This window comes from Clostridium ljungdahlii (genome assembly GCF_001636845.1).
GTDB lineage: Bacteria > Bacillota > Clostridia > Clostridiales > Clostridiaceae > Clostridium_B > Clostridium_B ljungdahlii_A.
On record NZ_LITT01000005.1, the window covers coordinates 1 to 25,021 of the forward strand.

At 29.6% G+C, this 25,021-nt stretch carries 28 protein-coding genes and 2 pseudogenes; 13 read left to right on the top strand and 17 right to left on the bottom strand.

Annotated features, from left to right (window positions below; all coding sequences use genetic code 11):
• The 3 genes from ltrA to WY13_RS02515 form a co-directional block, all read right to left on the bottom strand.
• On the bottom strand, window positions 1–1,106 hold a 1,106-nt coding region (ltrA, locus tag WY13_RS20795; RefSeq protein ID WP_063554139.1), incomplete at its 3' end, for a group II intron reverse transcriptase/maturase.
• Between the two features lie 668 nt (window positions 1,107–1,774).
• Window positions 1,775–2,302 (bottom strand): cysteine hydrolase family protein, encoded by a 528-nt coding sequence (locus WY13_RS02510; protein WP_063554140.1) that lies wholly within the window; start codon window positions 2,300–2,302, stop codon window positions 1,775–1,777.
• 37 nt (window positions 2,303–2,339) lie between these two features.
• Window positions 2,340–3,095: an MBL fold metallo-hydrolase gene (locus tag WY13_RS02515; protein ID WP_063554141.1), complete on the bottom strand. Its 756-nt coding sequence runs from the start codon at window positions 3,093–3,095 to the stop codon at window positions 2,340–2,342.
• A gap of 106 nt (window positions 3,096–3,201) precedes the next feature.
• Here WY13_RS02515 and WY13_RS02520 point away from each other — a divergent pair, with 106 nt between their 5' ends.
• A complete protein-coding gene (locus WY13_RS02520; RefSeq protein WP_063554142.1) occupies window positions 3,202–3,615 on the top strand; it encodes an Lrp/AsnC family transcriptional regulator in 414 nt (137 codons plus the stop codon).
• 33 nt (window positions 3,616–3,648) lie between these two features.
• Here the strand turns inward: WY13_RS02520 and WY13_RS02525 are convergent, their stop codons facing one another.
• Window positions 3,649–4,650: a DUF4003 domain-containing protein gene (locus tag WY13_RS02525; protein WP_063554143.1), complete on the bottom strand. Its 1,002-nt coding sequence runs from the start codon at window positions 4,648–4,650 to the stop codon at window positions 3,649–3,651.
• A gap of 208 nt (window positions 4,651–4,858) precedes the next feature.
• On the opposite strand from WY13_RS02525, the gene WY13_RS21285 reads away from it, so the two are divergent.
• Genes WY13_RS21285 through WY13_RS21290 form a run of 3 tightly spaced genes read left to right on the top strand, consistent with a single transcriptional unit; the run spans window position 4,859 to window position 5,380 of the window.
• A complete protein-coding gene (locus WY13_RS21285; protein ID WP_175413011.1) occupies window positions 4,859–4,996 on the top strand; it encodes a CPC_1213 family protein in 138 nt (45 codons plus the stop codon).
• Between the two features lie 60 nt (window positions 4,997–5,056).
• The gene (locus WY13_RS20800; RefSeq protein WP_156498949.1) at window positions 5,057–5,218 is read left to right on the top strand and encodes a hypothetical protein; all 162 of its coding nucleotides are present in this window, start codon (window positions 5,057–5,059) and stop codon (window positions 5,216–5,218) included.
• Window positions 5,219–5,233: 15 nt separating this feature from the next.
• Window positions 5,234–5,380, top strand: coding sequence for a hypothetical protein (locus tag WY13_RS21290; protein WP_192844974.1), 147 nt, complete (start codon window positions 5,234–5,236; stop codon window positions 5,378–5,380).
• Between the two features lie 21 nt (window positions 5,381–5,401).
• On the opposite strand, the gene WY13_RS02530 is transcribed toward WY13_RS21290, so the two are convergent.
• The 3 genes and pseudogenes from WY13_RS02530 to WY13_RS02535 all read right to left on the bottom strand — a co-directional run bounded on the left by WY13_RS02530 (window position 5,402) and on the right by WY13_RS02535 (window position 7,178).
• Entirely contained in the window at window positions 5,402–6,136 is a 735-nt protein-coding gene (locus WY13_RS02530; RefSeq protein WP_063554144.1) for a histidine phosphatase family protein, read from the bottom strand.
• 58 nt (window positions 6,137–6,194) lie between these two features.
• A pseudogene (locus WY13_RS21635) lies at window positions 6,195–6,316 on the bottom strand (aminopeptidase); the annotation flags it as partial.
• A 100-nt stretch (window positions 6,317–6,416) separates the two neighbouring features.
• Window positions 6,417–7,178 (bottom strand): DeoR/GlpR family DNA-binding transcription regulator, encoded by a 762-nt coding sequence (locus tag WY13_RS02535; protein WP_063554145.1) that lies wholly within the window; start codon window positions 7,176–7,178, stop codon window positions 6,417–6,419.
• Window positions 7,179–7,483: 305 nt separating this feature from the next.
• Between WY13_RS02535 and WY13_RS02540 the strand changes: the two genes are divergently transcribed.
• The gene (locus tag WY13_RS02540; RefSeq protein WP_063554146.1) at window positions 7,484–8,287 is read left to right on the top strand and encodes a Cof-type HAD-IIB family hydrolase; all 804 of its coding nucleotides are present in this window, start codon (window positions 7,484–7,486) and stop codon (window positions 8,285–8,287) included.
• A 67-nt stretch (window positions 8,288–8,354) separates the two neighbouring features.
• Here the strand turns inward: WY13_RS02540 and WY13_RS02545 are convergent.
• Both WY13_RS02545 and WY13_RS02550 read right to left on the bottom strand, forming a co-directional pair.
• Window positions 8,355–8,900: pseudogene (locus WY13_RS02545) on the bottom strand (nitroreductase family protein); the annotation flags it as partial.
• A gap of 21 nt (window positions 8,901–8,921) precedes the next feature.
• Window positions 8,922–9,569 (bottom strand): flavodoxin family protein, encoded by a 648-nt coding sequence (locus WY13_RS02550; RefSeq protein ID WP_063554147.1) that lies wholly within the window; start codon window positions 9,567–9,569, stop codon window positions 8,922–8,924.
• Window positions 9,570–9,846: 277 nt separating this feature from the next.
• Here WY13_RS02550 and WY13_RS02555 point away from each other — a divergent pair, with 277 nt between their 5' ends.
• On the top strand, window positions 9,847–10,182 hold the full coding sequence (locus WY13_RS02555; protein ID WP_063554148.1) for a winged helix-turn-helix transcriptional regulator: 336 nt from the start codon (window positions 9,847–9,849) through the stop codon (window positions 10,180–10,182).
• A 62-nt stretch (window positions 10,183–10,244) separates the two neighbouring features.
• Here the strand turns inward: WY13_RS02555 and WY13_RS02560 are convergent, their stop codons facing one another.
• The 3 genes from WY13_RS02560 to WY13_RS02570 form a co-directional block, all read right to left on the bottom strand.
• Complete coding sequence (locus WY13_RS02560; RefSeq protein WP_082848351.1) at window positions 10,245–11,579, bottom strand: acyl-CoA thioesterase/bile acid-CoA:amino acid N-acyltransferase family protein; 1,335 nt, start codon at window positions 11,577–11,579, stop codon at window positions 10,245–10,247.
• On the bottom strand, window positions 11,566–12,036 hold the full coding sequence (locus WY13_RS02565) for a MarR family winged helix-turn-helix transcriptional regulator (protein ID WP_063554149.1): 471 nt from the start codon (window positions 12,034–12,036) through the stop codon (window positions 11,566–11,568). The genes WY13_RS02560 and WY13_RS02565 overlap by 14 nt, the downstream gene beginning before the upstream one ends.
• Window positions 12,037–12,210: 174 nt before the next feature.
• Window positions 12,211–12,675 carry a GreA/GreB family elongation factor gene (locus WY13_RS02570; RefSeq protein ID WP_063554150.1) on the bottom strand — a complete coding sequence of 155 codons (465 nt, stop codon included), beginning with the start codon at window positions 12,673–12,675 and terminating at the stop codon, window positions 12,211–12,213.
• Between the two features lie 133 nt (window positions 12,676–12,808).
• Here WY13_RS02570 and WY13_RS02575 point away from each other — a divergent pair, with 133 nt between their 5' ends.
• Window positions 12,809–13,444, top strand: a complete 636-nt coding sequence (locus WY13_RS02575; RefSeq protein WP_063554151.1) for a phosphoribosyltransferase — start codon at window positions 12,809–12,811, stop codon at window positions 13,442–13,444.
• 585 nt (window positions 13,445–14,029) lie between these two features.
• Here the strand turns inward: WY13_RS02575 and WY13_RS02580 are convergent.
• Window positions 14,030–16,078, bottom strand: coding sequence for a methyl-accepting chemotaxis protein (locus WY13_RS02580; protein ID WP_063554152.1), 2,049 nt, complete (start codon window positions 16,076–16,078; stop codon window positions 14,030–14,032).
• A 290-nt stretch (window positions 16,079–16,368) separates the two neighbouring features.
• Between WY13_RS02580 and WY13_RS02585 the strand changes: the two genes are divergently transcribed.
• Genes WY13_RS02585 through WY13_RS02595 form a run of 3 tightly spaced genes read left to right on the top strand, consistent with a single transcriptional unit; the run spans window position 16,369 to window position 18,662 of the window.
• Complete coding sequence (locus WY13_RS02585; RefSeq protein WP_063554153.1) at window positions 16,369–17,004, top strand: sulfite exporter TauE/SafE family protein; 636 nt, start codon at window positions 16,369–16,371, stop codon at window positions 17,002–17,004.
• Window positions 17,001–18,176 carry a 4Fe-4S binding protein gene (locus WY13_RS02590; protein ID WP_063554154.1) on the top strand — a complete coding sequence of 392 codons (1,176 nt, stop codon included), beginning with the start codon at window positions 17,001–17,003 and terminating at the stop codon, window positions 18,174–18,176. Before WY13_RS02585 ends, WY13_RS02590 begins: the two co-directional genes overlap by 4 nt.
• A 36-nt stretch (window positions 18,177–18,212) precedes the next feature.
• Entirely contained in the window at window positions 18,213–18,662 is a 450-nt protein-coding gene (locus tag WY13_RS02595) for a hypothetical protein (protein ID WP_063554155.1), read from the top strand.
• A 69-nt stretch (window positions 18,663–18,731) separates the two neighbouring features.
• Here the strand turns inward: WY13_RS02595 and WY13_RS02600 are convergent, their stop codons facing one another.
• The 3 genes from WY13_RS02600 to WY13_RS02610 are packed head-to-tail and all read right to left on the bottom strand — an operon-like array spanning window position 18,732 to window position 20,875.
• Entirely contained in the window at window positions 18,732–19,166 is a 435-nt protein-coding gene (locus WY13_RS02600) for a hypothetical protein (RefSeq protein WP_063554156.1), read from the bottom strand.
• Between the two features lie 31 nt (window positions 19,167–19,197).
• Window positions 19,198–19,746: a LytTR family DNA-binding domain-containing protein gene (locus WY13_RS02605; RefSeq protein WP_063554157.1), complete on the bottom strand. Its 549-nt coding sequence runs from the start codon at window positions 19,744–19,746 to the stop codon at window positions 19,198–19,200.
• Window positions 19,747–19,762: 16 nt separating this feature from the next.
• Window positions 19,763–20,875, bottom strand: coding sequence for an SLC13 family permease (locus WY13_RS02610; RefSeq protein WP_242866306.1), 1,113 nt, complete (start codon window positions 20,873–20,875; stop codon window positions 19,763–19,765).
• 355 nt (window positions 20,876–21,230) lie between these two features.
• Here WY13_RS02610 and WY13_RS02615 point away from each other — a divergent pair, with 355 nt between their 5' ends.
• The 3 genes from WY13_RS02615 to WY13_RS02625 all read left to right on the top strand — a co-directional run bounded on the left by WY13_RS02615 (window position 21,231) and on the right by WY13_RS02625 (window position 24,208).
• On the top strand, window positions 21,231–22,142 hold the full coding sequence (locus WY13_RS02615) for an AEC family transporter (protein ID WP_063554159.1): 912 nt from the start codon (window positions 21,231–21,233) through the stop codon (window positions 22,140–22,142).
• 634 nt (window positions 22,143–22,776) lie between these two features.
• Window positions 22,777–23,364 (top strand): RNA polymerase sigma factor, encoded by a 588-nt coding sequence (locus tag WY13_RS02620; protein WP_063554160.1) that lies wholly within the window; start codon window positions 22,777–22,779, stop codon window positions 23,362–23,364.
• On the top strand, window positions 23,351–24,208 hold the full coding sequence (locus WY13_RS02625) for a hypothetical protein (protein ID WP_242866307.1): 858 nt from the start codon (window positions 23,351–23,353) through the stop codon (window positions 24,206–24,208). The genes WY13_RS02620 and WY13_RS02625 overlap by 14 nt, the downstream gene beginning before the upstream one ends.
• A 161-nt stretch (window positions 24,209–24,369) precedes the next feature.
• On the opposite strand, the gene WY13_RS02630 is transcribed toward WY13_RS02625, so the two are convergent.
• The gene (locus WY13_RS02630) at window positions 24,370–24,984 is read right to left on the bottom strand and encodes an ABC transporter ATP-binding protein (RefSeq protein WP_063554161.1); all 615 of its coding nucleotides are present in this window, start codon (window positions 24,982–24,984) and stop codon (window positions 24,370–24,372) included.
• Window positions 24,985–25,021: the final 37 nt, after the last annotated feature.

Below are 25,021 nucleotides of genomic sequence, written 5' to 3' on the forward strand. Positions count from 1 at the left end.
TTCTGATTAATTTTCTTAATCAATTCACCTACTGGCATTATCCTATTCTTCTTAATCCATTCTTTCATTGTCTTAACTTTACTTCTGAATTTCTTCTTACTAGTCTTAACTTTACATCGAAAGAACTCTTTTTTCCTATCTTCACTACAATAGAATGTAAATCCAAGAAAGTCAAAGGTTTCTGGTTTCCCTAATCCTTTATTTCTTCTATTTTGCTTTGCAAATTTCCCAAATTCTAATATCTTAGTTTTATCTAAAGCAAGTTCTAATCCAAATTTACCGAATCTTTCTATTAGCTTTTGGTAAAACCTTTCTGCCTCCCATTTGTTTTGAAAACAACATACAAAATCATCACAATATCTTATCAAATAGGCTTCGCCTTTACATTTCCTTTTGATTTTAACATCAAACCAATAGTCCAGTACATAATGTAAATATATATTTGCAAGTACTGGAGATGCTCCATTACCTTGCGGTGTTCCTCTTTCACTGTCTAGATATTTACCTTTTTCCATTATTCCAGCTTTTAAGAATTTCTTAATTATCTCTATAAATTTCTTATCTGCGATATCATGTTCCAAGAACTTTATTAACCATTCATGGTCAACATTATTAAAGAATCCTTTTATATCAGCTTCAACAATGTAACTCACCTTATGATATTGAACATCCTCTATGATTTCTCTAATTGCTTGATGGCAGTTTCTATTTGGTCTAAATCCATAGGATTCGTTAAAGAATTTAGGTTCATATACCTCTATTAATATATTTGCTATTACGTTTTCTACTAGCTTATCTTCATAGCAAGATATTCCTAGTGGTCTCATCTTTTTGCTTCCGTCTTTTGGAATATACGTTCTTCTTATAGGTTCTGGCTGATAGCTTCCATTTCTCATTCGCTTTAACAAATGTTCCACATTAGCTTTTAGATTTACAGAATAATCATCTTTTGATACTCCATCAATGCCTTTTGCTTTCTTTCTATCCATTTCTTTATGGCTAGCTATAATAGTATTTTCATTGATATAATATGCAAGATTTTGAACCTTTCCATCTAATCTAGCTTTTTCTATATTATATTGTATTCCAAGTAGCTCATTAATCATGTTCTTCAGCTCTCCTGTCTGCATAATTTGAAGCTCACTTGAAGCTATGTTGTGCTAACTCCTTCCCTCCGCCTGCTTTCACAGGTTTCTACAGTACTATAAGTTAGTCGGACTTCCTATAATGCTTTTGCTCATCTTGCTCGTTTCCTTGCTTTGATTTTGCATACTGATTTCTCAGACATTATAGGACCTCAGCTGTTCTAATAACATACTTATCATCAAACTCGCCAAACCCTCAGACCCCGGAAGAGTTATATAAATCTCACCATAATAATTTACATAATGTTGTCTGCTACCAATAAGACAGTATCGACCTCTTCGTTTGGATAATAATTTCGTGGCTCAATAGCTTCACTTTCGTTTCGGCTCGTTTGATCCCTGTCCTACGCTTAAATCTAGCGTTACCGTTTCGATTCCAAGGACTTGGTACAAGCTACTGGTTAGGTATTACTTGATAGGATTTTCCTACTATATGTTAGTAGCTTACTAATGACAACAAAATCATTCTTCCACTGTCAAGAGGAAACATCACGCATCTGCGTGCTGCTTCGCAGCTCGCACCTTATTTATATTATACCAAAATTCATGTAAAAATAAACATATATTTTTACTAAAGCACCTTTATAAAAAACTGTCATATTGTTTACTGTTAATTTTGCTGTACCTATCTAAAATTCAACTTCATCTGTAGACTTTAGCTGTACAAATCTTCCTCCTAGTACATTATTATGATGTTTAATAATTTGATCTGCACTAAGTATTTCTCCATCAAAAGTACTATGGGCATCACTTACTAAAATATTATCATACCCCATACTAAATGCTCTTCTGCAAGTAGTATCTAAACAAAATTCTGTTTGCATGCCAGCAATAATTAACTTTTCAATACCCTGCCTCTTCAATTCTTCCTCAAGCCCTGTATTATAGAATGAATCCCAGGTAGTTTTTTCAATAACTTTTTCATTTTCCTGGGGATGTAACCTAGGATGCAGCTGCCAGGTAGCCTTTCCTTTTTGAAACTCACCATCTTTGTCAGTATGCTGAATGAATATTACTGCTGTTTTTGATGAACGGGCCCTTTTAAGTAAAGTACAAATATTGTTAAGTACCCTATCTGCATTGTATAAATCTCCTTCTTCACCTGCAAACATAGCTACTTGAACATCTATTATTAATAGAGCTGTTTTTTTGCTCATAAATTTATCCTCTCCCAAATATATTATTATTTATTACTCAATATTCCATATACTCTCCATCCTTTGGAATAGAAACCTGTCCTGAAAGTGAATTATCCTTTAAAAAACTTCTTAGTTCCTTTCTCATAAGGCTGCAGTGATTCCAAGCCTCCATATGAACAACAATCACTTTAGACTTTGGCACTTTTTTGCAAATATGAAATATATCCTCTTTATTCATGGTAATAGGAATACCTCCCTCTGTCAACTGTGCAGAACCTGCAAAACTAACAACTAATTCAGGATTATAAGTTTTTAATGCTTGCTCTACTTCCGAACACCATACTGTATCCCCTGTTATATATAATGAGGGTTCATTTTTAGTTTTAATAACATATCCTGAAACTATCCCCATTTGTTTTGCAGCTTCACCCTTACCATGTTGACCCCCTATACGTTTAAAAATTATATCATTCCAACAGCAATCTTTTTCAATTGGATTAACAGAGTAAAATCCCTTTTGTCTAACTTTTACTTCATCCTCAGTCTGACAGAATATAGGTGTATTTTTAGGTAATAATCTTGCTGCCGTTTCATCAAAATGATCGCTGTGCATATGGGTTAAAAAAACTGCATCAGTTCTTACAATATCATTAACATCAATGGGCAATTCCACCAGTGGATTTTTATTTTTATTTGCTACATTAGGAATATAAGGCATTGTTCCTTTTTTACTAAGCACTGGATCAACTAAAATTGTCTTATTATTTATAATTATCCTTAATGTTGCATGGCGTATAAGCTGAATTCTCATGTTTTTTCCTCCCTGTATATGATATATTAATTATAAGTCATACTGCTTTTACTTGGAGAAAGTAATTGCCTATTTTCAGTTTCATCATGAAAGGAAATTTATAATTATGCTTGATCAAACAGATATAAAGATTTTAACCTTATTAAAAGAAAATTCCAGGCTTCAATGGCGTGAAATTGGAGAGTTAGTTCATTTAACAGGACAAGCAGTAGCAAATAGAATTAAGAAAATGGAAAAGGCAGGAATCATTGAAAAATACACCATAAATTTAAATAACATAAAACTTGATAAAAGCTTAATTGCCTATATAACTGTTTTTATGAAAGCCTCCAATCATCTTGCTTTTATACAATTTGTTAAAAACAATAAATTCATAATTGAGTGCCACAGGATAAGTGGAGATGGCTGCTATTTATTAAAGGTAAATGTAACTGATGAAGAAAATCTTATGTGCTTGTTAAATAAAATTTTAGACTTTGGAAATTATCGTCTGAATATATCTATTAATAGGATAAAATAAATCTATATCTGATCATTTACATTTTATTACATATTATGATGAACTTGATGAGGAAGCTGACGCAGCTGCTGCAGCGGCAGCACATCCTGCAATTGCTGCCTGTTCTTGAGCAATAATAATAGCATTAATACTATTTGCTAAGGCTACTTTAATTACTCCCCTTTTCATACCATCTACATAGAAGTCACAAACTAAATTAGCTGAAAGAATTGTTTTAGTATATTTATCTAAACTCCACATGCCATATCCAGGCTTCTTATGAATAAAATCATTGACTTCTTTTATTTCTCTAACTATTTGATCTTCATCATCTGCAATAAGAGTTAACACTCCTAGTGTCGCCAAGCCATTGTATCTAAGACTGCATTTTTCACTTTTAAGTTTATTATAAAGTCTATTTGCCTTCTTGCATTTTTCATAAACGGGCTCTTCTCCAAGTGCCAAAATATGAGATAATGTCTGGAGATCGTTTCCTTTCCAAAATCCTTCTTTATTTAATTCTTTATAACACTCTTCTACCTTTTCCATAGTTTGTCTCACATCCAAATCTGTAGCAGCAAGTACTGCTGCAAAAACATAATCATCAGTAGAAGTTAGCCAAAAATGATTTTCTTTGATATTTTTATAAAATTCTTTCATTCTCTGGATCTTAAAATTCCAATATTCTCTAGGAACATCTTCTACAAAAGTATAAGTAGCCAGCGGCAAATATGCGCTCTTTTTAAAACCTTCCTGCTTCATTTTTTCATGAATTTCAAGCATTTTTTGAAAAAAGCCTTTATAATCCTCTTCAAAACATAAAAGGGTAGCCATAATAAGCTCATTATTTCCTCTATAATCAGATGTCCATCCTGTTTCCTGCTTTATATACTTTTTTATTTCTTCAATTTTATCTATATTTACCTTTTCACCTCTTGCTGCATGCATCATTGCACAAAAGTGTTTTAACAAGCTTGTATCCCATTTAAAATTACTTTTAAGTTCACTATAGTTTTCTACCATTAGTTCTACCTTTTCTTTCAATCTTATATCCACTATAATTCCCTCCCTATTTAACTTAATATCATTATTACTTAAAATATTTATTTTGTATATACATATTAAAGTTAAATATTCAAAAAATAATAAAGAAAATCTTAATATTTACTAAATATATTAGGAAAGTAAACTTATACTATTTAAAACCAAGCATAAAAACTAGTTTTGAGGAAAACCTACATTGTATTAGAAAGGAGAGACAATTGTGCAAAACAAAATACGTAAGACTACTAATAATAAAAAAGAAGACAGTAGATTTAAAAAGAAAAATATAAACCATGACCCTCAGGATGAAAGTTCAAGAATAAAGTTTGGTTCTCCACCAGAAAAACATTTGGATTAATTCTCATATAACATATACCAAAAATAAAGTTATTTAATAAAACAAACTAGGGAGGATTAAATGATGAAATCACATCAAAATAAAGGCCACCATGAAAAAGCTATGGAAAAAGCTAAAGATTTACTTCATAAAGGTACAGGTATGGGCGAGATAAAAGAAGTTACAGGCCTCAATGATCATGATGTAACTAAAGCTAGAATGAAAATGGAAGGCAAAATATAGAAAGGAGTTCTATGCATGAGTGATGATAGCTTAGATGAAAAAAAGAAAAAAGCTAAAGAAATGCTTATTTCTGGTAAAACCAGTAAAGAAATCAAAGACGAAACTGGATTAAGACCTAAAGAAATAAGCAGAATACAACAGGAAATTACAAAGCATTTTTAATATTTAAGGACTAACAGTTTTTTAACTGATAGTCCTTTCGCACACACTTAATTGATTTTTCATAACTTTACCTTTTTCACTATAACTAGTGTCATTTACAGATTCTACTTTAAAATTTTCATTTTCATATGTAATTTTGGATATACTTGAATTATCCATATCTCGCACATTAAAATTCTTGTCCAAATAATCAATAATCAATCTAATTATCCCACCATGAGCTACTACAAGTATATTTCCACTCTCACCATCAGAATTTTCCATGCATATATCTTTTAGTGTTTTCATAACTCTTTTTATTACTGTATCATAACACTCCGCTTCCTTTGTATCATCCAGAGTTGCACATGAATTGCAGTATTCTCTTTGGAAATCATACTTTTCTTCCGCTTCCTTAAAAGAACTTACATTAAGGTAGCTAAGTATATCGTTAAACATTATACTCTCAAGCTCTCCTTCGTATTTTCCAAAATACATTTCTCTTAGTCCTTCAAGTTCTTTTAACTGTAAATTTTCACTTGCCTTATTTTCCTTTATAACAATTTTTGCAGTTTTCACTGCCCTACCCAAATCACTGCTGTAGGCTGCTTTAAATTTAACATTGCTAAGTCCAAGCCCTGTATTTACAGCTACCTCAATTCCTGCCCTGGTAAGAACTCCATCACACCATCCCTGAGTTCTATTAGCTTTGTTTAAAATGGTTTGTCCATGTCTCATTAAATATAAAGTAATTTTACTTTTATTATTACTGCTCATTTTTTCCTCCATAATTATATCTGCACAATATATGCCATATTATGATTATTATAACTTATCTAGCACCTTCTTTATAGGCAATTTCAGAAATAGTTCTGGTAAAATCACCGCGCATTCTATAGGTGAATTTATAACTAAAATTTGATTTTGTTGTATGTTCAGTCCTGTTTTTACGATAATTTAAGAATATTTTTCTAAATAATCTTTATGCATCTTAAAACATCCTTTAATAAAAAGATATTATAAATATTACCAATGTAGTTATATTCTACAAAAAGATTTATATTAACTTCACATCTAATTTTTTTAACTTTTCTTTAATATCATCATTAATATCTGAATCAGTAATTATAGCATTAAATTTATCTAAAGTAGTAAATCTATATATGCTATCTATATTAAATTTTTTCTTTTCAACAAGTAAAAATACTTCTTTACTATTGGAAACTACAGTTTCTTTAAGATTACCATCCTCTAAGGTGACGGTGCCTACGCTATTAGTAATTAAATTCACACCTGAACTTCCTAAAAAACCTTTATTAAAAGTATATTTAGATATACTTTTAATTGCTTCTGAACCTAAAACTCCACCGGCTTTATTATCGTATACACCGCCTATGCATATCAGCTTAACAGTTTCATTATCATTAAAAAGAGGTGGTATTATGGACATATTAGTTATCAAAGTTATCTTCTTAGTGCTATTAGCAATTAGTTTAGCTAACAAAAAATTAATACTTGATGACTCTAAAAAAACCACATCTTCATCCTCTATAAGATCAAAGGCTTTTTTAGATATTAACTCCTTGCTGCTTAAGCTCACTTTCATTCTAGTGGTTATAGAGCTGTTTTTAGAAATTTTTCTATTTAATATAGCTCCCCCATAGGTTCTTTGCAGAGCACCATCTTTTTCTAACCTTTGTAAATCTTTTCTTATCATACCTTCTGAAACATTAAATCGTTCACTTAGTTCTTTTACCTTTACCCTACCATTTTCGTTAAGTATACTTAATATTTGTTCTAATCGTTCTTCAGTAAACATTTAAGCACCTCATTAATTATTAATGTTTATCATTATTGATTAATATTATAACATTACTATTAAAATTCACAAATTATCTTGAATAAAATTTTAAAATGATATACAATGATAATAAATGATAAGCAATAATAACAAAATAATGTTAGTTAGTGGAAGTATTTTAAAGATCATATGATTTAGCGTAATAGGGTAATGCCTAGCGTGATATTTTATATGTTTAGGCATCTTCAAAAACTAGGTGTAGTATTGGTTTTTTGAAGATGCCTAATAAACCAATAGTAGAGGAAAATATTAGGAGGTAAAATATGTACAAACTATTAGCTGTTGATATGGATGGTACATTATTAAATAGTAATAGAATTATTTCAAAAGGAAATAAGGAAGCAATTAGAAAGGCCATAGAAAAGGGTGTTAATGTTGTTATAACATCTGGAAGAGGGCTTAAGGGCGTGGATAATTTTTTGGACGAAGTTCATTTAAGAGGAGAGAATCAATATCTTATTGCAAATAACGGGGGAACTATATATAGAACCAGTAATTTTGAATGTGTTGCATATAAAGGATTAAGAGGCAGGGATTTGATAAAAGCACATACTTTAAGCAAGAAATTTGGACTTAATATGATTGCGTATACTCATGAAGGTCCTATTGCAGCAGAGGAAAGTGAATTTACAAGATTTGAAGCAGAATATGTGGGAACTCCTGTTAAAATTATTAATTTTAAATCAGATGTTGAAGATAATGATGAAATTACAAAGATATTATTTTCTCAGACAGAAGAATTGTTAGACAAAAAAATGCTTGAGCTGCCAAAAAAATTTTATACTGAATATAATGTGGTGAAAACTATGCCCATAGTTTTGGAAGTTATGAATAAAAATTGTAATAAGGGTTATGGTGTAAAAGTTTTAGCAGATAAATTAGGAATAAAAAAAGAAGAGGTAATGTGCATAGGTGACCAGGCAAATGATGTTGAAATGTTAACTTATGCTGGTCTTGGGGTTGCAATGGGAAATGCTATTGAAGAACTTAAGGATATAGCTCAATATGTAACTTCAGACAATGATAATGATGGAGTGGCAAAGGCTATTAAAAAGTTTATATTGTAAATTAATTACTTTGTATCAGAAACTGCTTATATGGACAGTATCACATAAGCAGTTTTTTATTTTAAACTTACCCTATACATGTAACATCTAATTTATTACGATCTACTAATCTTTTATATTTATATTTAGGATATCCAACCATAAGTGCACCTGTTATTACTTTATCTTTAGAAATATTGAATAAATCTAATAATGGAACATAATTTGAAAATGCACAAAATTCAAATAATCCAGCCCAGCAAGAGCCTATTCCTAATGTAGGTGCAAATAATTCAACATAGGATAATGCAGAAATACTATTTTCTCTTCCATTTTTAAAGTCCTTTTGAGCAGTTGCTAATATAATATTAGGAGCATCACGTAAAATTGAATCTATGCCATTTTTTCTATAATTATTTATATGTCTTGAAAAGCTCCAGTGAAGTTCAATATTATCTTCCATCCACTTAACTATTATTTCAGTAGATTTTTCTAATATTTTTTTATCTTTTACGATAATATAGGATACTCCTTGTGAGTTGCTAGCAGTAGGAGCAAAACGTGCAATATTAACTAATTTTAACAACTCTTCATAAGGCACAGGTATATTTTTGTAACATCTTATTGACCTTCGAAATCCATTAAAATCCACCTCTTAAATCTTGTGTTTCACAAATTCAATTCCTATATCAAATGCTTTAGCACAATCTTTGGGAAATACTTCTCTATGTCTTTTTAACTTTTTTTCATAATCAAACATATCTGAAACTACCTTTGAATAATCATTAAACTGGTAAGTATCATTACAATACAATGTTTTGCATTTCCCAAAGAATTTTTTAAATAACATTTCGTTAAATTCAAGATACTTATCTAAACATATATTTTTCATTTTCTCTTCAGATACGTTCATCGTATATATTAATGCTGCAGGAATATTTCTAGGTAGAAGTGTAGGATGATTAGTATACTCTATCAACAGAAAAAATAGCCTTTCTATAAATGATCTTGTTTCACCCGTAACATTACCCAAATATATAGGTGAACCTAAAACCACTGCATCTGCTGTATCCAGCTTTTTTAGTACAGGAGAAAGCTCATCTACCATGGCACATTTACCGTAACTTTTACCTTCTTTTAATTTACATGTAAAACAGCTGGTACAACCTTTAAAGTTTAAATCATACAGATGAATAATTTCTGTTTCAGCCCCTTGAGAAGCGGCTCCTTCAAGAACCTTATTTAATAAAGTTGCTATATTATGATTTTTCCTAGGACCTCCATTAATAGCTATTACTCTCATATCACAATCCTCCTTGTCGTATAATAAGTTTGCATAGTTCTTAATTCAATAAAATTTCATATTTCTGTCGTAATTTCAAATTAGTGTTGTAAAGTACTTTACAAGAGATATTATATACTGTACTATCATTTTGTGGAAGTAGGTACTTTTAAGTAGTATAGTACCCATTTGTATACTTATAATAACTAATTACTATGAAATGAAGAGAGGTGAATATTAGTGATGACAATATAATAAAGCTCTGTTAAGTTATATGTCTCATCACTAAATATAACAAATGTTGAAATTTAAAGGTAATGAATACAGCTGTTCCATGGAATTAACTTTAGATATCATAGGCGGCAAATGGAAGCCTCTTATTATATGGCACTTAGGTGAAAAGACTCTGAGATTCAGTGAGTTAAAGAGAACCTTGCCAAATATTACTCAAAAAATGCTTACTCAGCAGCTTAGAGCATTAGAGGAAGATCAATTAGTGAATAGATTTGTCTATGCTGAGGTTCCTCCTAAAGTAGAATATTCTCTTACCGAAAAGGGTAAAACCCTTTTACCTGTTTTATCAACTTTATGCGAGTGGGCAATTGAATATTATAATTCAATGACATCAAGTTAAGAAAATGAAGTGATTGTAAACAAAGTGGAATGTTTCTATTCATCAAATTTGACATTTAATATTTATTTACTTGCCCACTTCTCTAAAAATTTGACTGTCTCATTCCACGAGTCGCTATTTGCCTTTGCCCAACTTTCTACATCATACGGATATTTCTCTGATGGATATATTGACTGAAAAGGCACTGTCAACATATGACCTGACTTTGCAAAGGTAATGTGCTTATATTCATGTTCAAAATGTGATTTTTCAAATATACTACAGGATGTTTCTGAATGCATTTTTGAAGGCCATATTTCATCTGCTGATGATGATATCATTAAAACAGGTCCATTTATCTTATCCAATTCAATAGTAGCCTTGTCCCTATCACCTTCTTCAATTAATTTTTTATACATCCATGCCAGTGCTCCTTTTTCTTTTTTCATCATTTTTATTATCAATCGCAGTATAATATGAAAACTAAATTTTAGATAAGGTATTTCGCGACCTCTATACATCCATGAAGAATGATGGGATGGAAGCTTTCCATTCTTAATCCCCTCATATACGTAACAGCTTGGAGTATTTGCAATAACACAAGTAATGTCCTTAAACATGGATGCTGCAAGGAGCACCAGTTCACCGCCCTTAGATCTTCCATATATAGCCATCTTATTTTTGTCAACAGTATCCTGCTTCTTTAGCCACTTTACTGCATTTTCAACGTACTCAAGAGGTATCAGATTAAGATCCTCTGGTGTTCCTTCAAGTCCAAAATAACAAACCGCCAATGCAGAATATCCTCTCATGGCAAATAGTTCAGCAATTGCCTGTGCTTTTTCAATTCTGCCATCACTTCCACTTAAAACAATTATTGCAGGGTGTTTTATATTATCTTTTGAAGTAAAATATCTTGCCAGTAGATTTTTTTCTATTACATCAACACTTTCGATTGTATCATCACAGTAAACTCTTGTATGCTCCTTTGATGCAATTATTTTTCCATTTTTCTCTACTGTAAATGTAATTTTGTATTTTCTATTTTCATTTATATTACTTAATTTTTGTATTAACTTGCTCTTACGGATCTGCTTTGGCCTCATAGAATAAAATAATCCCATTTTATCACAATTACTATAAGTTCCATCAACCGGCGCTACATTTTCCAAATCAATATTTCCACATTCATCTGTTTCAAAAACTGCATAAGACTCCCACAATGTGTTATCTTCTATTTCAATTATAGAAGCATTAATACAATAGTAATCGCTGCTTACAGCACGAATTGTAACTTTTTCATTTTTTGAAAGACAACTTATTTTTATATCAACTGGCTCATCTGCTCTTGATACTTCTGGTGTTATTTTTATTGTACAATTATCATTATTCATAACTTCTCCTCTACCTTCTATCAAAATCTGCTATTTCTCCATAACCTGTCCAGTTAGACCCATCATAAGCAGCTAATTTATTTAAAAGTTTCCACAATGTCTCTAATTCTTCATCATCAAAGTCTCTAAATATGGTGCTCATGAGTTTGTTTCCTTTTTCATAATACTCTTTAATAATTTTCATACAATCTTTAGTTATTTTAATGTTAACTGATCGCTTATCTTTCTTATTTTCTTCTAAAATTACATAGTTCTTCTTTTCCAAATTTACAACAATATGTTTTACATTTTGCTTGGAGCATCCCATCTTCTCTGCTATATTGCTATAAAAAGCTTCATTTTCTGGCAAATGTAAAATTGTTAAAAGTACCATCCACTGGCGAACTGTTATTCTCTCATCCAGTTTATCTCCTTGTACTTGAACCTTATTTGATAGATAAAAAATTGTTGCAAAAATTTGCTGTATATAAAACCGATTCATTTGCTTCCTCCTTAAAATTCAGCAGTTAGACAACATGTTGTCTAGTTATATAGTATACTACTTTTTATAAAAAATCAATAACTTAAATAAAAATAGTATGCATGAATCTTATAAATATTAAGCCTATGCACACTATTTTATAAATACTGTATGTATCATTTAAAATAAAACTTACTATAGCATTTCTAATATTTCTACCGTATACTTTTCACTTGGAGCATTAACTTCAACTGTATCGCCAACTTTTTTGCCTACTAATGCTTTTCCTAAATCTGACTCTATGCTTATAAGCATATTTTCTGGATCAGCATCTATAGTAGTTACTAATGATACAATTTCTTCATCTTCATCCTCTACAAATTTAATTTTAAATTTACTATTAACACCTATTACTGATTTATCTGCACTTTTAACATCTATTACAGTTGCGGTTGAAATCATACTTAATAGATACTGGATTCTATTGTCATTTTCTCTGTAGTTTGCACAGGCTTCTTTATACTCTGCATTTTCAGACCTATCACCATGCGCAGCAGCTACTAATTTTTCCTTTGCTATTTCAGCCCTTTTTACGGTCATTCTATAGTCTAATTCTTCTCTTAATTTATCAATATTTTCTTGTGTAAGTATATTTTTCATATAAGTACAAACCTCCCTGCCATATATTATGTTACTATTATATAATATATAGAGAAAAATTTAAAATCTCTTGCATAATTCTATAGTTTCAACTTAAACTAATCTATATAAAAGTTAAGGAAGAGTTGATAATATGTTTGTAGATAGAAAAGATGCTGGAGAAAAGCTTGCTATAGAACTTGAGAAATTTAAAGATGAAAACCCTATCGTTCTTGCTATCCCTAGAGGTGGAATAATAACAGCTTATGAAACTATAAAAAAATTTGGATTCGAATGGGATTTAATCATTCCAAGAAAAATTGGCTCACCTCGTAATAAAGAGGTTGCCATTGGTGCTGTATCCTTGGATGGAACCTATCTTTTAAACGAAAAATATATACAGATGCTAAATATATCCAAGGAGTATATAGAAAAAGAATTGTCTAATCAAATAGAAGAAATTAAAAGAAGATTAAATAAATATAAAGGAAATGAAAATTTTCCTGATGTAAAGAATAGAACAGTAATAATTATTGATGATGGAATTGCAACGGGTTTTACAATACAGGCCGCTATAAAGTCAATCAAAAAGCATGCTGCAAAAAAAATTATTCTAGCTGTACCAGTAGCCCCACGAGATACAATTTCTTTGTTGAAGAAATTTGTAGATGAAGTTATATGCCTATTTATACCCGATGAATTTTATGCTGTAGGCTTACATTATAAAAACTTTGAACAGGCTACTGATGAGGAAGTCTTTACTATAGTACGTGAATTAGAAAAGAGATAATTTAATTTGCTTTTTTACATTACAAAATACTAAATTTTATTTCTTTGATATAGAACTTTGAATATCCTCCAATTCATTGACAATTCTATTTACATATTGACTATTTGTGTAACAATTTATGCACTCCCGTAAGTTTCTTGCTTGCCCACGTTTTAAATATCCTATAAATGCGTTTAACGCATTTTCATTACAGTAGTCACTATGTACAACCCCATCTTGTTCAACACGTGTGCGTAGTTTCTGAATGTCAATAACAATTTGGTCAATTGTATTACTATTTATTTGTTTAGAAACTAACCTATTATCATTTCTCTTATTGTTTCTAGCTGGCCTATTAAGATTTGCCTATTATTCATGTAATCTCCCCTACCTCGTAAATTCATAACTTATCCCTATACTTATATGTATATTAAATTTCTAGAAATTAATTCTCAAATGCACTAATATGCTTTTTCTATATACATGAATAAGGCTATTTTTTTAGTTGACCTATAAAAAAGAATTTAATTTAACGTGAGTTCGAATTTACTCTTCGAACTCACGTCAAACTATATAAATTAAGGAAGAGTTGATAATATTCATATATTAATTGACTTTAAATGCAGATATTTTACTTTGTAATTCTATCACTATTTGAGTCAATGATTGAGCAGCAACTGCTACCTGTTTCATAAGTGCAGTTTGTTCTTCTGAAGCTGCTGCAACAGTTTCAATGTAATTAGAAGATTTAGTTGAAATATCAGAAATATTTTGTATTTTATCTACCATATTATTAGAATGACTATGTAACCCTTCAATAACCTCTTCTACTTGAGCCATTTGTTCTGCAACATTTTTAACAGAAACACTTATATCCTTAAATGAGTTACTAGCCTGATTTACCATAGTTTTTCCCATATCTACTGATGCATTTCCTTTACCCATGGCTGCCATTGCACTGGCAATATATTGCTGTATTTCCTTTATAAGATCGCCTATTTTTCCTGATGCAGCTCCTGATTGTTCTGCTAATTTTTTAACCTCTTCAGCAACTACAGCAAAACTGTTTCCATATTCACCTGCTCTAGCTGCTTCTATTGCAGCATTTAAGGCAAGAATGTTTGTTTGTTCAGATATGTTATTTATTATATTAATAATACTATCTATTTCTTTAGATTTTTCACCTAACACATTTACAATATTTGTTGATTCAGAAACCTGTAACCTTATATTCTCCATTTGATGTATTGCATCATTTATTATATTATTACCATTTTTAGCTACTTTTGTAGAATCAAAAGATAATTGAGTTGTTAAATTTACATTTTCTTTTATATTTTTTATACCGGCATGAATTTGTGCAACTGCTTCAGATATATATCCGGTATCTTTAGTTTGGGCTTCAACATCTTGAGATACTTTTTGCATTGACACGGCTACCTGTTCAGCAGCTTCCCCAGTTTGTTCTGCACTTGCAGTTAGCTCTTCAGATGTACTTACAACATGGTCAAGGTTATTGCTAATAGAATGAAAAGTTGTTTTCAAATTTGATGACATTTTATTTAGATCCTGAGTCATATGACCTAATTCATCCTCAGAATTAACATCCAAAGTATACGTTAAATCTCCGTCACAGATAATAGAAGTCAATTTAGTAACTTGTTTTATATTTTTTGTTATGTAATTGCTATAAAATAATATGGCAGCAGTAATTATTACTATTAAAAGTATACTAAGTATAACAAGTATAGATACTAAACTTTGTAAAGGGCTGTATAATTCCTTTTGTGAAACAGTAATACCTAATATCCAATTTGTTGAAGCTATAGGTGTATAATAAATGGCCCTCTTATCATTACCATCCATATAAAAACCATTACCATTTTTTCCACTTAGTATATCTTTGCTAATGGATGAAAATTTTGAATCATCTGTTATTTTAGATTTCATTACTTTCTTTGAATCTACACCAGCAATATATGATCCGTCACTTGTAATGAGAAAAGCTTTTCCAGACTCACCAAATTTAACTTTATTAACCATATCTTGCAGATTAGTCAAATTAATATCCGCATTAGTTTCTCCGATAAAATTACCTTTTTCATCAAAAAATGGTGCTGAAACAGCTGCCATAGTAACTTTTGTATTATCGTCATAAAATGGAGGAGTCCAATCCACTTTATTTTTTGTGGTTTTTCCTACCTTATACCAATCCTGAGAAGGATAGTTATAATCATCTTTCATATAATCTTCTGTATATACAACTTTAGCATTATCTTTATAGGCATAAGGTCCAAACAACTTTATATTCTCCTTATATTTGTATGGTTCAAACCATACTCCTACTCCAAAAGTATCATCATTAATTGCGGCATATTTTTGTACTAAGTTCTTATACTCATCTGTAGACATGGTGTTTCCTGAAGCTTCTATAGTTCTTGCTAACGTTTCAGCAATTCTACTATGTGAAGTAATTCTGTTATTAACTGATAATTTTAGTTCATTCATTTTGTAAGATATTTTACTATCAATTTGCTGGCTGATAATTTTTCTTCCAGTATAATAACTTAGTACTGATAAAATAATTAAAATCATTATTGTAATAGGAAGAATGGCTATAATGGTTCTTGCTCTAATACTTCTAATTTTTATCAATTAACTTCACCTCCAATTAATTATCTTATAGTTTTTATTTACTAATTTTTATCCACATACTATTTTTCGACATATTCATTCGTAACTTTATATTATATTAATATTAAATTTAAATTTAATATATAAAATATTACAAAATATTTTAAAAATATAATAATTTTCATAATTGTATTATTATACTATTTATTCTAATGCATCTTATATACTCTATATTGCATGTTAAAAGAAACCTATAGTTTACATTTATAAAACCCAATATAATAAATTTGTAATGAAAAGGAGGTTAATTTATGTTCAAAGGATTCATTTTAGGGCTTTCAAGTGGAGGTTACTGCCTTGCTTCTTGTATTCCCGTATTTATCCCCTATATTTTAAGTGAAGATAAAAAGACAAAATGGAATTTTATTTGTTTATTCAAATTCATGTTAGGAAGGCTTCTTGGTTATATACTATTTGCTCTTTTGGCGTGGATTACAGGAAACTTTATAATAAAACAATCCCACTATAAAGAAATTATATTTTCACTGTCTTATATATTTTTATCATTTACACTTATAGTTTACACATTTTCAAAGTCGCATAGATTTTGCAATATTAAATACTTTAATAAGTTTTTTAACTACTCGAATAGAGAAAAAGGATTTACTACTGTAGTTCTTTTAGGCTTTTTAACAGGTATAAATGTATGTCCACCATTCATTTTAGCTTTTTCAGATGCTGCTTTCTTTACTAATATCTTCAGCAGTATTTTGTACTTTGCTACCTTTTTTGTAGGCACTGCTGTCTATTTTATACCCATTCCATTTATAGGTGTTTTAAAAAGTAAGCAAATTAAATTAATAGGTCAAATGTGCTCTTTTGTAATTGGAGTATTTTACATGTATTCAGGAATAATGATGCTTTTTAAGGAGATGATGTTAAATTGAATAATTTAGAAACTAAAAAAATAGCAGAAACAAGTAAAGGCAAAAAATTTGCAAAATCAGTAGCTGCTTGTATACCAATATTACTATTAAGTATTGTTTTGTTAAGTGGCGGCAGTTCTCTTCCAAAGGAACCCTTAATGAAAATTTCTTTTTCCATAAGCTATGTTTTTATAAATGTAATATTTTTTCTTATGGTGTACACAAAGAAAACTTATAAATATAGGAAGATATTTTTTGTAATATATGCCTTACTTTTTGCAGTCAGTTTTATGACTAATTTAATAGAAGTTAGAGGCAGCATTTTCTATAATGAATCCACTTTTATTAATGGGCAGACTCCATTTTGCCATATGGTAATTCCAATGATTATAATACCTGCTGCTTTAAACAAAACCATAATTTTCCCCGGTTCACTTTTAACTGGATTTGCTAGCATTGCAAGTATGATAGTAATTTGGCTTGGTGCTAGTATAGCCTTTGGACGCGGCTTTTGCAGTTGGGCTTGTTTTTACGGAGGGCTTGATGAAGGGTGCTCTTCATTATGTAAAAAGCCAAAATTGAAAATAAATAGGAAGTGGACTTATTTATCCTTTGCTATTTTAATATCCATTGTTTTATTGTCTGCTGCTACTCTTGCTCCTGTTTACTGTGATTGGCTTTGCCCCTTTAAAGCAGTTACGGAAGCAGAACAAATAACTTCCTCAATAGTGTTAATTAAAACTATTGTTTTCTACACTTTATTTTTAATTTTAGTTATAATACTGCCTATACTTACCGGAAAAAGAACCCAATGTGGACTATTTTGTCCCTTTGGAGCCTTTCAATCCTTTTCTAACAAAATAAATATATTTGAAATAAGAATAGATAAAAATAAATGTTTAAGTTGCAAAAAGTGCGTAAGAGAATGCCCAACTTACTCAATAGATGAGAATAGTCTTGCAAACGGAAAAGCTTTAATAACCTGTACCAAATGTGGGAAATGTATAGATACATGCCCTGCTTCTGCTGTATCTTATCACATAAAAGGTACAAAAATAGGTGTTAAAACTAATTTATCAAGGTATTTATTTCTCTATCCTGCATATATTTTTGCACTTACAATTGGTGGTGGAGCTATGATTAGGGGAGTATATAGACTTTTAAAACTTATAACTACAGGAAGCTTTTTTTAGAAGTAATTAAATAATAAAGAGAAAGGCGGATTAAAAATGATCAAATTGAAAGCTTTTTTAGGGTATACTGCTGCTGTCTTGTCCTTATTTGTAGTATTAGCCACTTTTATAGCCAATGACTTCTGGGCTAAAGAGTTTGTTAATATAACTTCACTAAAAGTTTCTCCCATATATACCGGTGGTGAAGTAAGTAAGACTATTTCTTTTAAGGATTATACCATAAAAATACACAAACCTGTATTTCAGGGTCTTTTTTCTGATAGACATAAAGGCTTTGTTGAAGTTGATTATGTAGGTAAAAATATACCTACAGTAATTTCTCAGAATATAGATTTTGACAGCGATGGTAAATATGATTTTTATATTAAATATGATACTAAAAATGATAAATCTCAATTTAAATCTTTAAATAAAAATGTAATTTCTCTGCAGGGAGTATATAAAATAACAACTGGCTATGCTGTCAGAGTAAATTTAAAAAAGTAGATAGCATAAAAAGTAAGGTTGACATATAGTTTTGAACCTTACTTTTTATTTAGTTATTTTTTAACACATTTAACGATTTCCTCTTAGCTGTTTCTTCTTATTTATAAGTTTTAAATTAAACTTCAAATATTTTTTATAGGAATAGTAACAAAAGCTCATTCCTAGAAATTCCGCTGATATTAAAATTGAGGCTAATGTCACTGTTACAATTTTTTCATCATAAACTAAATAATTATAAAACGATGGTATACATGAAATAATTCCTATTATAGCAAATACCGCTAAAAAAGATAATTTTACATCAATTTGTTTTATTCCAAACATATAAATAAATACAAATCTGGAAATTGTTCCGATAACACCGCCAAGTATACAAGATATAATTAATATAGACACAACTACACCATTAATATTTATAACTGTTACTTCAGCCATGCCCACAAATAATCCAATAAATACAGATATTATTAAGTTAAATAAAAAGTCTTTTACATTTTCCTTCATATTCAAATCACCCCAAAATTTATAAACCTCTCTATACACCAAGGAATTTCTTAAAATCGTTCAAATATTTTCGTGTAACATAAACTTCTTCATCTATATTCATAATTTTTAATATAAGCTTACTATTAAACCAGGAAATTATACGATCTACCTTCTCTATATTTACAACAAAACATTTGCTCACTCTTATGAAGCCTTTACTTTCTAGCTTTTCTTCTAATTCATAAAGCTTTTCCTTTACTTTATATTTTTTGTCCCTTGTTCTGCCGAAAACGTCATTACCCATAGCTTCAAAATAGTAAATTTCATCATAAGTTAAAACTTTAAGTTCGTCCTTTTCACATCTTCCTGTAATTATATTTTTAAACTCCTCTTTGCTTGTTGAAATTTCATCTAAATAATCCATTAAAACATTTATGGTCGTCATATCAAAATATATGCCTATTTTTCCCTTTTCTAAAGGAAATCCTTTTTCAATTACACACACCTTGGCATCCTTACTAATTTCTATTTTACGAATACTAAGTATTTCTTTTAATACTCTGGTCATATTTTCAGAACAAATTAAATCCATTTCCATGATAAAACCCCATTTTTCACATTCTACTATAAAAAAAAGCTCCTAGGACAACTAAGAAAAAGAAGTTTAAAATAGTAAATTTCATTAAGTATTCCTTCTTTTTCTGTGGATATTCATTGACAAATATTTTATATGAAATAAGGCTAGCTAGAGAAGCAATTGGAGTTCCAAGTCCGCCTATATTTACACCACAAAATAAAGCATAACTATACTTGGTAAAAGGAGCCAACAAAATTGTGCTCGGTACATTGCTGATCATTTGACTTAAAATAATTGATACAAGATAACTTTTTCCCATGGTTTGAGTAATATCTGATATATTACTTTTGAAAATAGATATATTTGATATATTGCCAACTGCAATAAAAAAGCATATAAAAGTAATTAGCAATCTATAGTCAACCTTTTTAAATGTACTTCTGCTTAAAATGAAAGTAATTAGCACTACTACAAATAATGAAATTAAATAATACACAATACCAAAAACACTTAAAATTATAAGAACAAATGATATTGAAAATATACCAATTTTCTTTTTTTCAACTACTTTAATACAACTCATATCACAATTAATTTGCTTGGGTTTAATAATAAAACTTATTAATATGATTAAAATTAAACTAATGATACAAATGGGTAGTGAAAAATTGAAAAAACTTTTTGCATTTAATTTAAAAAATGAAAAAATATAAAGATTTTGTGGATTTCCCATGGGTGTTGCACTGCTTCCCAAATTTGCAGAAATTGTTACCATAACTGAAGGTATAATAATATTAAAATCACTTTTTTGTGAAATTAATACCATAATTGGCAGCACGGTCAATAACGAAACATCATTCGTTAAGAGCATTGAAAATACGAATGAAATTAAACACAATACTTGAGTCAATATTCTTTGATTTTTACAACTATTTAAAATAGCTACCGAAATATAACTAAGTAAAGAGTATTCTTCAAAAACCTTTATTATAATCATTAATTCAAATAAACAGGCTATTACTTTGAAATCTATGTAATCTATACGAGGAATATTAAAAAAAGAAGTAATTATTACTGCTAATAAAGAAGCCGAGAAAAATATATCTTCAGACAATTTTAATTTTATTTTATTTAGTATATTTATAGCCATATTTCCCCCTAGAGAAAGCATCAAAAAATTACCCGTACTTCAAAATCAGCACAAGGCTCGTCTACGTTGTCGCAATGTAAAAATTTATTGCTGCTAAACCTTTCTATCCAATCCATAATTCTAACGAATTGTATATAAAGAACTCTGTTTATCAAACATTAGTGTAAATCTTATTTATTAATAAGTCAATATTTATTTCAATTTCTTATTTATCTCACTTTATCCTCTATTTGAGTCAAATATAAAAGCTTTTCAATTGCTAACTTAATGTTTGACAACTTACGTCTTATCTGTATATGATAAATTTGTTTATATAATTTTTTATAAGAATAATAAATAATAGGAAGGTTAATATATGGGAACAAATACAGTAATAACTCAAATAATATCGTTGTTTTTAGTTGCATTAGTAGGTTTTTATGGTGGAAAGAGAAATATTATAGACGAAAATTTATCAAATGGATTGTCCAAGCTATTAGTAGAAATAACCACTCCTTTTTTAGTTATTTCTTCATTTAGTATTTCTTATGGTTCAAATGTTGCAAATAATATTATAAGGACTTTTATCTACAGCTTCATAATATTTATATTAACTCCACTATTAGTAAAGCCTTTGCTTATAGGAGTTGATAAAAACAAGAAGAACGTTCTTGAATTTGCAATGGTGTTTTCAAACTGCGGCTTTATGGGATTTCCTGTAGCTCAAAGTATTTTTGGAAACGAGGGAGTTGTTTATGCTGCTATATTTAACATGGTTTTCAATATTTTTGTATGGACTTATGGTGTAATGTTATTTAATAATACAAGCAGCTTTAAAGAAGTAATAAAATCTCTTAAAAATCCAGGAATAGTTTCTGCAGTAATTGGACTTCTAATTATGGTATTTTCAATAAAAATCCCCCCTATTTTTATGAGCACAATGAAGATGGTGGGAAGTCTAACAACTCCTATATCTATGCTTATAATAGGAAGTTTATTGTCAAGAAGTGAGCTTAGTAAAATCATTAAAGACAAGAGTATGTACTATGGTTCACTCATAAAACTTATACTTATACCAGCAGCATTATACGTGGTTTCAATTTTATTTAAAGAACATTCTATGGTATTAAAGACATTAATCTTAATGCAAGCTATGCCTGCAGGAGCGTTTACAACAATCTTTGCAGAAAATTTTAACAAAAATAAAGAGTATTCTGCTTTTATAGTATCCTTTTCATCACTGCTTTCAATAGTTACTATACCAATTGTAATTAAACTTTTCATATAGAGTTTCTAACCAGAAAATCAACTTATACTCCAGATATTTTTTACAAACTTCAGCTCGTTAAATATTTTGATAAGGCTAAGTATTTAAAAGAGCTTCATTATTGTAAAAATATGCCTATGTATGAGTTGATTTTTAAGTTAGAATACCTATGTAGACTGTAAAGTCTAAAACTAAATCTATAAGTACTCAAAATTACTAATTATAAATCTTGGTTGAATTTATAACTTTACTATTTAAATCAAACTGGTAATTTAGATAAGCTTAATTGTAGAGTTAACTATCCATAAGGTTTTTAATTGAAATTTAAATTTATACATAAAATGTAATAACAAAATTGAAAGCACCTTTAAAAACTTTTCCATAAGTCTTAGCTTGGCATTTTAGAAAATCTTAGGGGCTTAGATATGTTTGAGGTACGAGTTTATCTAAGGTTCTTAGATTTTCAAAATGCCAAGCTTTAGACTTGTCAAAAGTTTTTATGGTGCTCAAATTTGTTATTACATAATTTGTATAAGTTAACTCTCAATTTAGAAACTCTATAGGGAATTCTAATTAAATTATAATAAATTTTTGAACCTTTTTGAGCTAAGGTGTCTCTTATATAATAGGTGCACCTAAAAGAGGAGGTAATTAAGTGAATAACATCGACATAATACAGCGCTGTAAAGAAGGTGATATAGATGCCTTTAATATATTATTTCAAGAATACAGTGTAAAAGCTGTACGTACTGCATATCTTATAACCGGTCAAAAAGATATTGCAGAAGATATAGCTCAAGAAGCATTTATAAGATGTTTCAGTGAAATAAAGAAATTAAAAAAAGCAGAGGCATTTGAATCATGGTTCTACCGCCTTCTTACAAGAATATGCTGGAGGTACTGTTCAAAACAAAAAAACAACCTGTGTATTGACAATATCAATGATAAAAATACAATTTCAAGCAACTCACTGTCTGACATAACAGAAAAAAATGAAATAAAACATCTTGTAGATAAGGCCCTTGATAAATTGAGCATGCCTTTAAAAACAACCGTTATCCTATACTATTATAATGGGTTGTCCATAAAAGAAATAGCACATGTACTAGGATGCTTTGAAGGTACTGTAAAATCTCGGCTGCATAACGCTAGAAAATTACTTAAAAAAGAATTTTTAACTGAAAATTTTGAGGGCTACTATTTCAATGATAATAAGGATGTGAGGTGTAATGAAAATGCTTAATCAAGAACAATTTGATAAAAGTATAAAAAAAGCTTTATTAAACAAGTCTCAGGATATAGTACCATCTGACAACATGTTTGAAAATATAAAATCTGAAATTAAATCAAATAGGAGTGATAAATATATGTCTAAAGAAAAATTCTTACCTTTTAGTTTAAATATCAAAAAAACTGTCATTGCTGCTTCCTGCGGCTTTCTTATACTGGCAGGTTCAGTTGCTGCATCACCAAATTTAAGGGCTTCAGCTCTTCAGAGTATAGGTAAATATGTTAATGGTTACACAGATATGAAGCATTACAATAAAGTTCCATCTAAAGCAGATTTACAAAAGGATTTAGGCTACAGTGTAAAAATACCTGACTCTCTTCCTGGAGGATATAAATTAATTGATGCTGGTGTAGATGGACATATAGATGGTGCAACTCCAGATAAACAATATGACAATAGAGGAGCAAATGCAATTTATTCAATAAATAATGCTAAAGGAACAAGTATAACCTTAGGAGCTTCAAAAAGATCTGTAGAAGCAGATGCTCCAATATTTAAAAATGCCGTACCTGTAAAAATGGGCAGCATTACAGGATATTTTACACAATATAAAGTACATGAAGCACCTGAAGGCACTAAATTTTCAGCTAAAGAAGAGCAAGATATCAAAGATGGCAAGGAAGTTCTAGTTGGTATTGGAAGTCCGAATAAAAATGTTAAGCTCAAAGAAAAGTTTAGCCAAGAATGTGCATTAAAATGGAAAGATAATGGTATAAACTATATACTTACTTCTATGGGCAATTTAAGTGAAAGTCAAATGTCTGAATTGGCTCAATATATAATAAGCTCTAAATAGTTGTTATTGCTGGTATAAGTAGAAAGTTTACTTATACCATCCATATATTAGTAAAATTCATAACACTAAAAAGTTTTTAAGTGTGATTTCAATTTTGTTAGTACATTTTAGATTTTCTCCAGTTTTAACGAAAAAAATCATCTATAATTAATTCTTAATTTTTAATCCAGTGAATAGATCACATCACCTAATTGTTCAGCTTCTGCTTTATCATGAGTGACCAGTATAATGGTTCTTCTATTTTCGCTGTAAATCATTAAAAATTTCTCTATTATATCACTTTTTAATCTATCATCCAGTCCCTTAAAGGGCTCATCCATCAAAAGCAGATCACTTTTATAGGCAAATGCTCTGGCAAGTGCAACTCTTCTTTTCATTCCTCCACTTAATTTATAAGGAAGCTTGTCTTTATAATCCCACAATTCTACCATATTTAAAAATTTTCTTACAGCTAAATCTACTCTACCTTTGTCCATAGTAGATTTTAATACAAAAGCAACATTATCATATACACTAAGGTATGGAATCAATCTATCCTCTTGAAACACATAAGATATAGTGCTGCCTTTTAAATCAACTTTTCCATCATAATCTTTTTCAATTCCACTTATGATATTTAATAAAGTAGTCTTACCACATCCTGAAGGTCCAAGAATAGCTGTAATCCTATTTCTCAAGAATTTCATATTTAAATTATAAAAAACAGGTACTCCATCATAGTATTTACTCAACCTACTTATTGTAACTTCATATTGGTCTTCATTTTGCTTTTCCATAAAATCACCCTTTTATCAATACACAATTTTCAGCTCA

Bases quoted from the DNA above. Each gene is read 5' to 3' on its own strand.
- WY13_RS02585 (WP_063554153.1), top strand. From the start codon at position 16,369: ATGTTCAAAGGATTCATTTTAGGGCTTTCAAGTGGAGGTTACTGCCTT.
- WY13_RS02530 (WP_063554144.1), bottom strand. From the start codon at position 6,136: ATGAGCAGTAATAATAAAAGTAAAATTACTTTATATTTAATGAGACAT.
- WY13_RS02605 (WP_063554157.1), bottom strand. From the start codon at position 19,746: ATGGAAATGGATTTAATTTGTTCTGAAAATATGACCAGAGTATTAAAA.
- WY13_RS02550 (WP_063554147.1), bottom strand. From the start codon at position 9,569: ATGAGAGTAATAGCTATTAATGGAGGTCCTAGGAAAAATCATAATATA.
- WY13_RS20800 (WP_156498949.1), top strand. From the start codon at position 5,057: ATGATGAAATCACATCAAAATAAAGGCCACCATGAAAAAGCTATGGAA.
- WY13_RS02570 (WP_063554150.1), bottom strand. From the start codon at position 12,675: ATGAAAAATATACTTACACAAGAAAATATTGATAAATTAAGAGAAGAA.
- WY13_RS02510 (WP_063554140.1), bottom strand. From the start codon at position 2,302: ATGAGCAAAAAAACAGCTCTATTAATAATAGATGTTCAAGTAGCTATG.
- WY13_RS02575 (WP_063554151.1), top strand. From the start codon at position 12,809: ATGTTTGTAGATAGAAAAGATGCTGGAGAAAAGCTTGCTATAGAACTT.
- WY13_RS02595 (WP_063554155.1), top strand. From the start codon at position 18,213: ATGATCAAATTGAAAGCTTTTTTAGGGTATACTGCTGCTGTCTTGTCC.
- WY13_RS02610 (WP_242866306.1), bottom strand. From the start codon at position 20,875: ATGGCTATAAATATACTAAATAAAATAAAATTAAAATTGTCTGAAGAT.
- WY13_RS21290 (WP_192844974.1), top strand. From the start codon at position 5,234: ATGAGTGATGATAGCTTAGATGAAAAAAAGAAAAAAGCTAAAGAAATG.
- WY13_RS02630 (WP_063554161.1), bottom strand. From the start codon at position 24,984: ATGGAAAAGCAAAATGAAGACCAATATGAAGTTACAATAAGTAGGTTG.
- WY13_RS02565 (WP_063554149.1), bottom strand. From the start codon at position 12,036: ATGAATCGGTTTTATATACAGCAAATTTTTGCAACAATTTTTTATCTA.
- WY13_RS02615 (WP_063554159.1), top strand. From the start codon at position 21,231: ATGGGAACAAATACAGTAATAACTCAAATAATATCGTTGTTTTTAGTT.
- WY13_RS02515 (WP_063554141.1), bottom strand. From the start codon at position 3,095: ATGAGAATTCAGCTTATACGCCATGCAACATTAAGGATAATTATAAAT.
- WY13_RS02600 (WP_063554156.1), bottom strand. From the start codon at position 19,166: ATGAAGGAAAATGTAAAAGACTTTTTATTTAACTTAATAATATCTGTA.
- WY13_RS02535 (WP_063554145.1), bottom strand. From the start codon at position 7,178: ATGTTTACTGAAGAACGATTAGAACAAATATTAAGTATACTTAACGAA.
- WY13_RS02520 (WP_063554142.1), top strand. From the start codon at position 3,202: ATGCTTGATCAAACAGATATAAAGATTTTAACCTTATTAAAAGAAAAT.
- WY13_RS02555 (WP_063554148.1), top strand. From the start codon at position 9,847: ATGTTGAAATTTAAAGGTAATGAATACAGCTGTTCCATGGAATTAACT.
- WY13_RS02540 (WP_063554146.1), top strand. From the start codon at position 7,484: ATGTACAAACTATTAGCTGTTGATATGGATGGTACATTATTAAATAGT.
- WY13_RS02625 (WP_242866307.1), top strand. From the start codon at position 23,351: ATGAAAATGCTTAATCAAGAACAATTTGATAAAAGTATAAAAAAAGCT.